At 57.4% G+C, this 12,889-nt stretch carries 14 protein-coding genes; 3 read left to right on the forward strand and 11 right to left on the reverse strand.

The features are described 5' to 3' along the window. Positions 1 to 1,080: a coiled-coil domain-containing protein gene (locus tag ACR0BK_RS15410; protein ID WP_267365200.1), complete on the reverse strand. Its 1,080-nt coding sequence runs from the start codon at positions 1,078 to 1,080 to the stop codon at positions 1 to 3. 285 nt (positions 1,081 to 1,365) lie between these two features. Between ACR0BK_RS15410 and ACR0BK_RS15415 the strand changes: the two genes are divergently transcribed. After that, positions 1,366 to 2,841, forward strand: a complete 1,476-nt coding sequence (locus ACR0BK_RS15415) for an NAD-dependent succinate-semialdehyde dehydrogenase (RefSeq protein WP_480555298.1) — start codon at positions 1,366 to 1,368, stop codon at positions 2,839 to 2,841. 170 nt (positions 2,842 to 3,011) lie between these two features. Here the strand turns inward: ACR0BK_RS15415 and ACR0BK_RS15420 are convergent, their stop codons facing one another. The 7 genes from ACR0BK_RS15420 to ACR0BK_RS15450 all read right to left on the reverse strand — a co-directional run bounded on the left by ACR0BK_RS15420 (position 3,012) and on the right by ACR0BK_RS15450 (position 10,331). Beyond that, positions 3,012 to 3,938 carry a DMT family transporter gene (locus tag ACR0BK_RS15420; protein ID WP_480520062.1) on the reverse strand — a complete coding sequence of 309 codons (927 nt, stop codon included), beginning with the start codon at positions 3,936 to 3,938 and terminating at the stop codon, positions 3,012 to 3,014. A gap of 171 nt (positions 3,939 to 4,109) precedes the next feature. Beyond that, positions 4,110 to 4,577, reverse strand: a complete 468-nt coding sequence (locus ACR0BK_RS15425) for an Hsp20 family protein (protein ID WP_480474711.1) — start codon at positions 4,575 to 4,577, stop codon at positions 4,110 to 4,112. A gap of 122 nt (positions 4,578 to 4,699) precedes the next feature. Beyond that, positions 4,700 to 5,515 carry a trypsin-like serine peptidase gene (locus tag ACR0BK_RS15430; protein WP_480555299.1) on the reverse strand — a complete coding sequence of 272 codons (816 nt, stop codon included), beginning with the start codon at positions 5,513 to 5,515 and terminating at the stop codon, positions 4,700 to 4,702. Continuing rightward, a complete protein-coding gene (locus tag ACR0BK_RS15435; RefSeq protein ID WP_480555300.1) occupies positions 5,512 to 6,303 on the reverse strand; it encodes a trypsin-like serine peptidase in 792 nt (263 codons plus the stop codon). The genes ACR0BK_RS15430 and ACR0BK_RS15435 overlap by 4 nt, the downstream gene beginning before the upstream one ends. Positions 6,304 to 6,423: 120 nt before the next feature. Then, a complete protein-coding gene (glcF, locus tag ACR0BK_RS15440) occupies positions 6,424 to 7,737 on the reverse strand; it encodes a glycolate oxidase subunit GlcF (protein WP_480555301.1) in 1,314 nt (437 codons plus the stop codon). Between the two features lie 4 nt (positions 7,738 to 7,741). Then, positions 7,742 to 8,842 (reverse strand): FAD-binding protein, encoded by a 1,101-nt coding sequence (locus ACR0BK_RS15445; protein ID WP_480555302.1) that lies wholly within the window; start codon positions 8,840 to 8,842, stop codon positions 7,742 to 7,744. Between the two features lie 49 nt (positions 8,843 to 8,891). Beyond that, positions 8,892 to 10,331: an FAD-linked oxidase C-terminal domain-containing protein gene (locus ACR0BK_RS15450; RefSeq protein WP_480555303.1), complete on the reverse strand. Its 1,440-nt coding sequence runs from the start codon at positions 10,329 to 10,331 to the stop codon at positions 8,892 to 8,894. An 80-nt stretch (positions 10,332 to 10,411) separates the two neighbouring features. Between ACR0BK_RS15450 and ACR0BK_RS15455 the strand changes: the two genes are divergently transcribed. After that, positions 10,412 to 11,122: a DUF599 domain-containing protein gene (locus ACR0BK_RS15455; RefSeq protein ID WP_480476878.1), complete on the forward strand. Its 711-nt coding sequence runs from the start codon at positions 10,412 to 10,414 to the stop codon at positions 11,120 to 11,122. 35 nt (positions 11,123 to 11,157) lie between these two features. Continuing rightward, entirely contained in the window at positions 11,158 to 11,505 is a 348-nt protein-coding gene (locus tag ACR0BK_RS15460; protein ID WP_480555333.1) for a hypothetical protein, read from the forward strand. 3 nt (positions 11,506 to 11,508) lie between these two features. Here the strand turns inward: ACR0BK_RS15460 and ACR0BK_RS15465 are convergent, their stop codons facing one another. From ACR0BK_RS15465 to rsfS, 3 genes are read right to left on the reverse strand one after another with little or no spacing between them, the layout of a single operon-like run. Then, positions 11,509 to 11,994: a flavodoxin family protein gene (locus ACR0BK_RS15465; RefSeq protein WP_480474704.1), complete on the reverse strand. Its 486-nt coding sequence runs from the start codon at positions 11,992 to 11,994 to the stop codon at positions 11,509 to 11,511. Position 11,995: 1 nt separating this feature from the next. After that, a complete protein-coding gene (gene rlmH / locus ACR0BK_RS15470; protein WP_480520078.1) occupies positions 11,996 to 12,466 on the reverse strand; it encodes a 23S rRNA (pseudouridine(1915)-N(3))-methyltransferase RlmH in 471 nt (156 codons plus the stop codon). Positions 12,467 to 12,510: 44 nt separating this feature from the next. After that, positions 12,511 to 12,870: a ribosome silencing factor gene (gene rsfS / locus ACR0BK_RS15475; protein WP_209599225.1), complete on the reverse strand. Its 360-nt coding sequence runs from the start codon at positions 12,868 to 12,870 to the stop codon at positions 12,511 to 12,513. Positions 12,871 to 12,889 lie beyond the last annotated feature (19 nt).

Below are 12,889 nucleotides of genomic sequence, written 5' to 3' on the forward strand. Positions count from 1 at the left end.
TCATCCCCCATACAAATTCTTATCATGCTTCTCGACAATCGAGGCAAACCGGCGCGCAAACCGCTCATCCGCCTTGGCCTTTTTCTCAAGAACGTCACGGGCAAAGACCATGTGGTCCTCGTGCGCCTCAAGCATGTCGGCCATTTTCTGGTTGGTCGCGGTGCCGATGGCGGCCATCGCCGTCTGCGCCTCTTGATCCGTCTGCACACCGATCTCGTTGATGCGGTGGGCCACGTCCTGCTGCTGCGCGGTTTTCAGCGATTTTGTCAGGGCGTCATACAGCACCACGCGCTGCTGCGTGTCTGTCTGCAGCTTGTTGATCAGCACCATCTGCGTCGCCGCCTGGTTCTGGAGCGAATCGACCCAGGTCTTACCCTTTTCGATATAACGCTCCAGTGTCTGAGACTTGGCCAACTTGACCTGCTCTTCCTGAACCTTGGCGTTGTATTGCTTGTTCAGTTCGGCCAGCTGAGTTTCCAGCTGGGTGCGCGCGGCGGCGTCCTGTTCAACGCTGATCTTGTTTTCGAGCGTGATAATCGCCGGGTCCATGCCCTGAATCTCGGCCCGCAATGCTTCCAGTTCGGCCACGGTTGCCTCACGGTCATCCAGCGTGCCTGTCAGGTTGTCCTCGACCTTTACGCGTTGTTCTTCCAGCACGGTCAGCTGCCCTTGCAGCAGCTTCACGATCACATCGGATTTGGCGATCAGATCCTGCAACTTGTCGTCGATATTGGCCGTGCGCATCCGTTCTTGCCGCAGCGACTCGGATTTTCCCTTGGAAAAGATGCCAACAAACGATTCCCACCCGGTTTTCGAGCGCATCTCGTCGAAATCCTTGGAAAACGCGTTGGTAACATCGTCCAGACCCATGATCAGCTCGGCGATGTTGGCGTTCATCACCTCAGTGTGGGCGTGAACATCCTCGAGCGTGGCATTTTCGATGTCGATATCGGCCTCGGCCGTTCCAATCTTGGCCCGCGCCGCTTCGATGCGCGAGGTCAGCCCCTCAATCTGCGACTGGCTTTCGCGCACTTTCGTTTGCGTTTCTTTGATGAGCGCTTCGAATTGCTGGTTCGACATCTCTGCTGTCCTTTTTTCTTTAATTACCCAATAAGATAGGAAATGTTACGGTCATTTACATCCCCTTGAGTCCAAAAATCACGCAAACTCTGGCAAACTTGGGGTGGAAAGAAAAGCCGCGTGATCGCAACCTGACGTAGAACTCAACGCTGCGACTATGCTGCAACGATTAGGTCCGAAAATAATTTGATCAAAACTGGGCTGATCGACCTGTATCAGTGGCCATAGACAAAGCCTTCAACACCTGATTGGGTGCGCCAACTCAATTTCTGCGCGGAGAATGACATGCTGGACGCAACGACTGATCTAAAATCAATTCTGAAGAACCCAGGCCTGCTTGTAACCAAAGCCTATATCGGCGGTCAGTGGGTGGATGGTGACAACGGAACGTTCGACGTGACCAACCCGGCCCGGGGCGATGTGGTGGCCAAAGTGGCCGATGTCAGCCGCGCGCAGGTTGCCGGAGCAATCGCACAGGCCGAAGCCGCGCAAAAGGAATGGGCCAAGCTGACCGGCAAGGAACGTGCCGTGATCCTGCGGCGCTGGTTCGACCTGATGATGGAGAACGCCGAAGATCTGGGCAAGATCCTGACCGCAGAACAGGGTAAACCGCTGGCTGAGGCCATCGGCGAAATCGGCTATGGCGCGTCCTTCATCGAGTTTTTCGGTGAAGAAGCCAAGCGAGTGTATGGCGAGACCATCCCGGGACATCAGCGCGACAAGCGGATCATGGTGCTGAAACAGCCCATTGGTGTGGCGGCTTCGATCACACCCTGGAACTTTCCAAACGCCATGATCACGCGCAAGGCAGGGCCGGCGCTGGCGGCGGGGTGTGCCTTTGTTGCCCGCCCGGCGGCAGAAACACCACTGTCCGCGCTGGTTCTGGCGCTTCTTGCGGAACAAGCCGGCGTGCCAGCTGGTGTCTTCAACGTGGTGCCTTCATCCCAGGCCAGCGAGATCGGCAAGGAGTTCTGCGAAAACCCCGGTGTTCGCAAGTTGACCTTTACCGGCTCGACCGAGGTGGGGCGTATCCTGCTGCGGCAAGCTGCTGATCAGGTCATGAAATGCTCGATGGAACTGGGCGGCAATGCACCCTTTATCGTGTTTGATGACGCCGATCTGGATGCAGCCGTCGAAGGCGCGATGCTGTGCAAATTCCGCAATAACGGCCAGACCTGTGTCTGCGCCAACCGCATCTATGTACAGGCCGGTGTTTACGACGCGTTCGCTGCCAAACTGAAAGCGGCAGTTGAAGCCCTGAAAATCGGCGACGGTCTGACTGAGGGCACCACAACCGGCCCGCTGATCAATGCCGATGCGGTCGCCAAGGTGGAAGAGCATATCAGGGATGTCACGGACAAGGGCGGCGCCGTTCTGACCGGCGGATTGCCTCACGGTCTGGGCGGTACGTTCTTTCAGCCGACCATTGTGACCGGCGTGACTCAGGACATGATGGTGGCGCAGGATGAAACCTTTGGCCCGCTGGCACCGCTGTTCAAGTTCGAGAATGAAGATGACGTGATCGCCATGGCGAATGACACGATCTTTGGACTGGCCTCGTATTTCTATGCAAAGGACCTGAGCCGCGTCTACAAAGTGGCCGAGGCGCTGGAATATGGCATTGTCGGCGTGAACACCGGCATCATCTCGACTGAGCTAGGCCCGTTCGGCGGCGTCAAGCAATCCGGTCTGGGCCGAGAAGGCAGCCATCACGGCATGGAAGACTATCTTGAGATGAAATACGTCTGCATGTCGGTCTGATCTGGCGGGCCATCGCCTTGGGGCGGTGGCCATTCTGCCCGCAGGCGAGGCGTTGTTCGGGTCAAACGGACCGGTGGCGGCTGGGAAATAAACTTATTTCACCAAGCATGAATTCCCCACGCGCAAGCATCGCAGGAACTTTTCGTATGGGGCTCGATACGATCCCAAACTTACGTCTTTTCGTTTTTCGCTATCACGGTCGTTACGGTGCGCGTCACCCGACTTCTGGTTATTGCAATCGCCCCTAAGACCAAAGCACAGGCTATGGCTTGCGCAGTTGTGATCGCTTCTCCAAACGCAAAGAACCCGACTGCAAACATCGTGGGCAATTCAATGCTTCCGACAACCGCAGTTTGAGAAGCGCCGATCAGCGGCGAACAGATCGTGTAGACAAGCTGCGGCACAAGCGCCGTGACCAATCCAATTCCAATGATCAGAACCCAATCGGACTGACCTTCAGGAAGCAGCGTGGAAACGTCTGCATTCAGCATCAAAGGCAAAAGCCCAAGTACCGATCCCAGAGACACCGAGGCGATACGTGCAAGTGGCGCAATTCGGGACAACCTGTGGACCAGAACAGAAATCCCGAAGCCAAAACCAAATGGCGCCGCCAGCGAGATTAAAAGCGTAGGAATGTGCTCGACCGGAACGGATGCTGGCGAGCCTGCTATGATGGCAGCCAGAATTATGAGACCAGAAGCAAGAATCGCACGCCTTGTGGGAGTATCGGCGAACAAAGCCCACGCAATGATCAACGTGAAAACCGGATATGTCATATAGAGCACGCCCACCGTCGATGCGGGCAGTGTCTTTAGGGCTGTGACATATCCGATCCAGCCAAGCCCCATCACCACTCCGACCGCAAGACCCCAACAAATCTCGCGCCAGGCTGTTCGATGTACGACGAGAACTGGCAGTAACAAAACCGCCGGAACGATGTAGCGGTAGAATGCGACCGCGAAAGGTGCGACGCCCTGCTCGGTCAGCCCCCTGCTGAAATAGGGAACAAGCCCGAAACAAATTGAAGCGAAAAGAACGCCAACAACCGCAAGCGGTTGAGGAATAGCCGGTCTAGTCTGCGTGGATGTCGTCGACATCTGCAAGTTCTAGCACAGGTTCGCGATTAGTGTAGCGGAGTTTACCGGGCCCACGCTTAGATATGCAAATGCGTTTTCATCAAAAAAACAACGCCCCGCGTCTGGAGGAACGCGGGGCGCGGGTGTTGCGGCAGTCCGGGAGGAGGAGACTGCCGCTAGGCTTTCAAAGCCTCAGTTCACGGCCTTGGCGTCAACCACATCTTTTTCGATGGCTTTAGCCGAGGTAATTTCGATCCGGCGCGGTTTCAGTGCCTCGGGCACTTCGCGCTTCAGGTCGATGTTCAGCATTCCGTTCTCATGGCTTGCACCGGTGACACGGACGTGATCGGCCAGCGCAAAGCGACGCTCGAACGCGCGGGTTGCGATGCCGCGATGCAGATAGCTGCGGCTCTTGTCCTCGGATGCCTTCTTACCTGCAACAACCAGCGCGTTTTCTTTCACTTCAACGGACAGGTCGCTTTCTGAAAAACCGGCGACGGCCACCGAGATACGGTAAGTGTCGACATCGGTTTTTTCGATGTTGTAGGGTGGATAGCTTGGCTGTGCCACATCATTGGTCAGAACGCGATCCATCATGTCGGCGATCTGGTCAAAGCCAATGGTGGCGCGGTGCAGCGGTGCAAAATCAAATGTACGCATGTGTCATATCCTCATTTTTGAGCGATTCACGATCTGGCCCTCCGGCTGGACGGGCCAATGTTGATGACGGACCCCGTTGTGGCGATCCGATATCAGTGACATGGGAAGCGATTTGACCGAGTTCAACCCCCGCCGGAGCTGATGAATTTCGCGCCAGACCCTGACGCACCGGACCCAGCCTGTAACCGGCGGATCGTAGCAGTTGGTTTTGGCGCATCGCGCCGCATGATGGACTTGAGCTCGGCCACTATTCCGTCAAGCTCCATGCCGAACCCCACCTTTCTGCGACCGTTGGTGCCTACCGCTGAAACCACGGACAAAACCTGCCATCGCGAACCGTTTTTTACCAGAATGGCGGATCCGGAAGACCCGAAGGTGACGTCGCAATCAAATGTGATCAGGCCCTGCCTGCGATCCAATACGCGGCACGACCTTTCGCGCGTGATCGCCTCGGATCGTCCGCGCCCATACGAGGCTATGCTGATCTCGTTTCCCGAAACTCGCCCGCTGTGCAACACGAAAGGATCGGCAATCGAATACGGGATGGGCTCATTCAGCCGCATCAGGGCGACATCCATCCGAACACCTTCGTGCGAAAGCGGGTTATTTGAAGCGTAGCCGGGCAGAACCGCAATCTGCGTGACCTGACGTTCGGCCAACGCGTTGCCGTTGCTCAGACCCGCACGAAACGTGATGTCTTTGGGCGCGTATGTTTCCCCGGTACGGCGGTCCACAGCACAATGGGCAGCGGTCAGCACCATGTCCTGCGCGATCAGCGTACCTGTGCAATAGGACTCTTCGCGCACATCCAGCCGCCCGATTGCTTCCCAACCATAAAGGTCATCCCGGTCTGTCAGATTGCGTTTGTTGGCTTGCGCATGGGATGCGGTCGCCAGAACACTCAGGCCCAAAAGCAAAATTAATAAGACCTTGGTCATGGCCTGACAAACCTTGCACCGACGTTCTTGCCGGTACTTGAACCGGAGGTCGACAATCCAAATCCATGCCCGGCAGACAGCTCGTCGCGCAGCAGTTGCAGCGAATGTTCAACCGCAGTGCCAATCGCAACGCTCTGGCCATCCATGCTGGCCTTTGCCGCCACAACCGACACGATTTGAGGGCGCGCGCCTGTAAAGGAAAAAACCGGTGCCCCTGAAGATCCGAAATCGACGTCGCAGGACATGATCATAACGCCTGCCTGCCGGTTCATGACCGAACAAACCTGTTGCAACGAAGGTGCTTCCGACCGGTCATGCGCATATGACACCACACCCACCTCCGCACCCCGGCGGGGCTGATCTCCTGATTCAAACGGAATGACCGATGTGTTGCGGATCGGCTGCCAAAGCTCGATCAGGGCGACATCCGCGCCGACACGGTCCGTCGACGACTCGGCACTGAATTGATAATCCGGGTGAATTACAGCTTGTCTTGCCGTTCGATAAGCCAGAGCGCGGCCCAGCCGCCACCCGGCCAGAAATTCGATATCGGACGGGTTCACCCGCTGCCCGGACACCTTGTCGAACAGGCAGTGCGCAGCTGTCAGCACAAGGGTCGGCGACACAAGCGTTCCGGTGCAAAACCCTTTTCCGGCAATATCCAGACGCCCGACAGCCATCCATTCGCGCCCGGAATCCGAGGTCTCCAGGCTTTCCAGCCTGGTGTCCCGTGCTGTAGCCGCCATCGGCAAAGCACAAAGCACAATCGCCTTAATCCAGTTGCGCACTCGGGTCTCCGGAGACTCACTCTGAAGCTTTTGTCGTACGTGCCCCGTTGGGCGAAAATAGGGCGATCGGTGTACAGGGGAATTTCCTGAGGAAATGATGCGGGTCGGCATCAGGGCGGCTCATCGCAATATGGGAACAGCGCCCTCTGCCCGTTGCAAGGCGGGTGGCTTTGGCCCCCCTGTCGCCCAATCCAGCAGCTCGACCGTATGAACGACTGGCACTTGGGTGCCGGACCCGATCTGCATCATGCAGCCGATATTGCCTGCTGCGATGATATCAGGTTTCTTGACCTCAAGTGTCCTGATTTTACGCTGCTTCAACTGACCCGAGATTTCCGGCTGCATCAGGTTGTAAGTCCCTGCGCTACCGCAGCACAAATGGCTGTCGGCGGGCTCGACCACTTTGAACCCGGCACGTTTCAGCAGGTCTTTGGGATAGGTCTTGATCTTCTGCCCATGTTGCAGTGAACAGGCTGCGTGATACGCAACTGTAAGGTCCTGATCACACCCTTCGGGCAAATTCAGCTGCATAACCAGCTCACTGATATCCATCGCAATACCCGAGACCCGCGCAGCATCATCCGAGAGCGTATCGTTTCGGAACATATGCCCGTAATCCTTGACCGTCGTCCCACAGCCCGAGGTATTGATCACGATGGCGTCCAATCCGTCGCCGTCCATCTCGCGAATCCAGGCCCTGATATTGGCGATTGCGGCTGCATGGCTGTCTTTCACTTTGCCCATGTGATGGGTCAGTGCTCCACAACATCCAGCACCATCAGCCACCACAACCTCACATCCAAGCCGGGTCAGCAGACGGATCGTGGCGTCATTAATGTCGGTATTCAGCGCTTTCTGCGCGCATCCCGTCATCAGGGCCACCCGCTTTTTCCGCTCGCCTTCGGGCGCAAAGTTTTGTGGATCATCGTTGCGGCTGACCGGTGGAATGTTCATTGGCGCCATGTCCAGCATGGCACGCAACCGGGCATCTGGCATCAAGAACCGGAACGGGCGACCCAGTTTAGCCCCGATCAAGGCCCAGCGAAAGCGCATCGGATAGGGCAGGATCCGCGCCAGAACCCAACGCAAAATGCGATCCGTCAAAGGGCGCTTGTAATTCGCCTCGATATATTCACGCGCGTGATCGACCAGATGCATGTAGTGCACACCTGATGGGCAAGTGGTCATGCAAGCCAGGCAGGACAGGCACCGGTCGATATGTTTGACCGTCTTTTCGTCGGGCTGCCGCTCGTTTTCGAGCATATCCTTGATCAGATAGATGCGCCCGCGCGGGCTGTCCAACTCGTCGCCAAGAACCTGATAGGTCGGACATGTTGCCGTGCAGAATCCACAATGGACGCAATTTCGCAGAATTTCGTTCGCGCGTTTGGTTGCCGGGTCTTGCAACTGCCGTTCTGTGAATGATGTCTGCATAAACCTATCCCATCAGTCCCGGATTGAACAAACCACGTGGGTCAAACTTCGCGCGCAATCCATTTGTCAGGGTCGAGACGGCCGCGTTCTCTGGTTGAAAGCGCCCCAGTCGCGCGACCGTTTCTGCATCCGCTCGCACAAGTGTCGCGTGGCCGGAAAACACATCAAGCCGCGCGCGCAGATCCGTACCTTTCGGGACGCGCAGCCAGACAAGCCCGCCGCCCCAGTCAAAAAGCAACTGATCCGCTTCAGCACGCGCTGAAACTTCGGCCGCATCTCCGGGTTTTACGGAAAGCCGCCAGACATCCCCGTCCTGCCCCTGAAACGGATGAGCATCGCGGATACCAGCCCAAAGCGTGTCTGCATCCGCTTCCTCTGAAATCTCACCAAACCGGGACAGTTCAGCCGTCAACCTGCCTGTACGATATGCGACCGCATCCGTGAAGTCTTCGACCCTAAGCAGGGCTTTCCCGGCGTCGGGATCATACGCAGCCCCGGTTACCTCGAACGGCGATCTCAGTGCAGCGGACAACACCCGAACCGCAGTACCAGCATCCCGAACCGCAACAGATAATGTTGCCGCCCGTTCCGGTTTGGGCAGCACCTTCAGCGAGACCTCGGTCAAAACCCCTAAAGTACCCCAGGACCCGCCCATCAATTTGACCAGATCGTACCCGGTGACGTTCTTCATGACGCGGCCACCGTTCTTGATCACCTGCCCGCGCCCATCGACATAGCGCACCCCCAGCAGAAAGTCCCGGCAGGCCCCGGCCTGAATCCGTCGAGGGCCCGAAATATTGGCCGCGACGACACCGCCAATGGTCGGTTCACCCTGTGTTCCCAGCAAACCGCGATGGTCCATCGGCTCAAATGCGAGGTGCTGGCCCTCTGCTTCCAGCGCCGCCGTGATCTCTGCCAAAGGCGTCCCTGCCCGTGCAACAAGGGTCAGCGCCCCGGGTTCATATAGCGTGATACCGCGCAAAGCTCCGGTTTCGATTTCTGCATGCGGACCGACAATTCCACGCGTCCCGCCTCCGACAATGCGTACAGGGTTTTCCAACCCGGCCACCAGCTTTGCCAGATCGGCCTCAGTCTCAGGTCTCATTGGCTTCATCTTTTCAAAAATACTCCGGGGGCAAGGGGGCAGCGCCCCCTTATTCTGCTGCCATTCGCCGCGGCTCCGACACGTCGAGCGGAAACACTTTGGCCGCGTTCAGCAGCCATTTGGGATCGAAAACGTCCTTAACCGCCATCTGCGCCTCAAGGTCGGCAGGTGAATATTGATGAGACATCAGATCCCGCTTTTCGATCCCCACACCATGCTCCCCAGTCAAACAGCCGCCCTCGTCAACACACAGCTTCAGAATCTCTGCCCCGAAAGCTTCGCATTTTTCCAGATCGCCGGGTTTGTTGGCATCGAACAGGATCAGCGGATGCATATTTCCGTCGCCTGCGTGGAACACATTTCCGACCGGCAACCCAAACTCTTCACTCAGTTCTCCGATGCGGCGCAGAACGGTTGGTAGGGCTGACACCGGGATCGTCCCATCCAGACACATATAATCGTTCAATTGTCCCATGGCACCGAATGCAGATTTCCGACCCAACCAGATCTTGGCGCTTTCCTCGGCCGACTGGCTTTCGCGCAATTCAACGGGGTCATGGCGTTTGGCTATCTCGATGATTTTCGAAAGCTGATAATCGATTTCAGCGTCAGACCCCTCCACTTCGACGATCAGCAGCGCATGGCAATCGGGATAACCGGCATGGGCAAAGTTTTCGCAGGCCCTGATGCACAGGGTATCCATGAACTCGATCGCAACCGGCAATATGCCCGATTTGATGATGTCCGAGACACACTGCCCCGCAACCTCATTGTCATTGAAACCCATCAGAACCGGTCGTGCGCCTTCGGGCTTGCGAAGAATACGCAACGTGGCCTCGGTCACCACTCCCAGTTGACCTTCGGACCCACAGATGACGCCCAACAGGTCCAGACCTGGTGCATCCAGATGCGCACCACCAATTTCGACAACGCTGCCGTCCATCATGACCATGGTCACGCCCAAGAGGTTGTTTGTTGTCACCCCATATTTGAGGCAATGCGCACCGCCTGAGTTCATCGCGATATTGCCAGCAATGGCACAGGCCAGCTGCGAAGACGGATCAGGGGCGTAGAAGAAATCCTCCTCTTCGACCGCGCCGGTAACGCTCAGATTGGTGCGACCCGTCTGTACTCTGATGAAGCGGTTGTCGTAGTCGATTTCCAACACCTCATTCATCCGTGCGACGCCCAGAATGACGCAATCCGCCGTGGGCAAGGCTCCACCGGCCAATGAAGTGCCCGCGCCGCGCGGCACCACAGGCACGTTTTCGTCATGACAAATGCGCAGAACGTCCGAAACCTGCTGTGTGCTTGACGGCAGCACGGCCAGCATCGGCGGGCATTTATAGGCTGTCAAAGCGTCACACTCGTAAGCGCGGGTTTCGGCGGGGTCATGGATGATCGCATCTTCGGGCAGAACCCGCGACAGCCGCGCAACAAGCGCAGATTTCCGGCTCAGAACATCCGGGCTTGGCTTTGGCATCTCCATGGCATCACTCCTTTTGGTAAAATAATATTACCAATTTCTTACTCTGGCAAGTTCCCATGCCCGGCCTTACTGTCGCGGCCATGACCTGGATCGAACGCGCCGCTCTTTTTGCCCCTTTGGACTATGCATCACTGCTTCTGCTGCTGGGTGCGTGGCTGTGGATCGGGTGGAAAATCGAACATCCGTCGCCGCAGAGACAATCCGTAGCCCTCATGATGGACGATTACCGGCGCGACTGGATGCGCGAGATGGTGACCCGCCAACCGCGCATGTTCGACGCGCAAGTCGTGGCGGCCATGCGGCAGGGCAGTACATTTTTCGCGTCGACCACGATGATTGCCATCGGGGGCGGGCTGGCCCTGCTGGGCAACACTGAAAGACTGGCAGGCGTCGCAATCGACCTTGCCATCGGCAGTGTTCCGGCAATGGTCTGGGAGATCAAGATCCTTTTCGTCGTATTGCTGCTGGCCAACGCATTTCTGAAATATGTGTGGGCGCACCGCCTTTTCGGGTATTGCGCCGTGTTGATGGCTGCAGTTCCCAATGACCCCGAAGACCCGCAAACCTATCCCCGCGCCGGTCAGGCGGCCGAGATCTGTGTCACCGCAGCGCGCAGCTTCAACCGTGGCCTGCGCGCCACCTATTTTGCATTGGCATCGCTGGCGTGGTTTCTTGGACCTGTCGCGCTCATTTTGGGCACAGCGGTCACGTTTGGCGTCTTGTATCGGCGCGAGTTCGCCTCACATTCCCGGGAAATACTGATGGCCCGAGCCGCCAGCACGGATACGTGATACCGATGCGCTACCTCACTGGCTACACTGGTGCGATGCGATACTTTATTCTCTGTGCCTTAATGGCCGGCCCTGCCCTTGCCGACCCGCCAACAATCGAGCAGGTCCGCACTAGTGCGAACGGCGATACATGGCGGTTCGATGTAACGATCCGGCATTCCGATACGGGTTGGGATCATTACGCCGACGGCTGGCGTGTTCAGGATATGGATGGAAACGAATTGGGAATGCGCGTGCTGGTCCATCCACACGAAACCGAACAACCCTTTACCCGCTCTTTGGGTGGGGTGGTCATTCCAAAAGGCCAGAACCAGGTGCAAATTCAGGCACGGTGCATCGTCGATGGATGGAATGGAGGCACCACGGTTGTCAAACTGGATTGACCCTCAGAAAATACCTATGGCCAGACCCGCACCCAAAGCGGCTCCTGTCTCGCGGCATTGATCCAGCTGGTCTTGCGGGATTGTCTTTTCGGCCAATATGGCCTCGGGCGATTGCGCATGGGTGCAAATGATCAGCGGAGGCTGAACAGCTTTCAATCGCCAACCGGTGGCTATCCGTGCGATCTGACGGGCGGCGTTTTCGCCATCTGATCCTGCGCAAATCATCTGCACATAGGGTCGGCCTTCTAGTCTTCCCAGCACCGGGTAGTAGCAGCGGTCGAAGAATTCCTTCATCAGACCCGAAATTGCCGCCAGATTTTCTGGCGCGCAAAAGATGTAGCCATCGGCAGCCAGCAGATCTTCCGGCCCGGCTTGATTGGCTGGAATAAGCTTTGTGTCAGCCTCACCTCGCGCTGCTTCGGCCGCCGCTTCGGCCATCTGCCGGGCACCGCCTGTGCGAGAGTGATAAACGATCAGAAGCTGCGCCATGTCAGACCCGGTGGTAGGGGCCACCTGACAGAATGGTCGCGGCCCGGTAAAGTTGCTCGGCCAGCATCACACGGACCAGCATATGGGGCCAGACCATCGACCCGAATGAAATGGAAAAATCCGCCTCGGCCCGCAAAACTGGGTCGATTCCATCCGCGCCACCGATAACAAATGCCAGGTCCTGCCGACCCGCGTCGCGCCAATCACCCAGCTTCTTCGCGAAATCGGGCGAGGACATGACCCGCCCCCGTTCATCCAGCGTGCACAACACTGCCCCTTTGGGTAGGGCCTTGCGTAGCAGCGCGGCCTCGGCTGCCATGCCTGCGTTTTTCTTATCTTCAACCTCGATCACCTGCGCAGGCCCAAGGCCCAGCGCACGGCCGGTCCGGTCAAAACGGGTCAGGTAATCGTCAAGCAGTGTCTTCTCGGGTCCGGCGCGCAATCGCCCGACCGCAACTATGCTGATACGCATATCTCTCTCGCCTCCGGCCTGTTAATGCAGGCCGGGATGGCGCCTCAGTTCGCCGAGGCGCTGCCGCCCTGAGGCAGCCACATCTTTTCCAGCTGATAGAATTCACGCACTTCGGGGCGGAAGATATGGACGATGACGTCGCCCGTATCGATCAGCACCCAGTCGCCGGTGTCCTTGCCTTCGACCTTCGAGGTGAAACCGAATTCCTGCTTGATGCGATCCGTCAGCTTTTCCGCCATGGCCGAAACCTGACGGGTCGACCGACCCGAGGCAATCACCATGTGATCCGCAACCGATGATTTGCCCTGCAGGTTGATCTGCACGACGTCTTCGGCCTTGTCATCGGAAAGTGAGGAAAGGATTCGTTCAAGCAGCTTGTCGCTGATTGACTGAGAGTGGGCCATTATGTTGACCCCATCATCG

The sequence above is a fragment of the Ruegeria sp. AF1 genome (genome assembly GCF_056542125.1).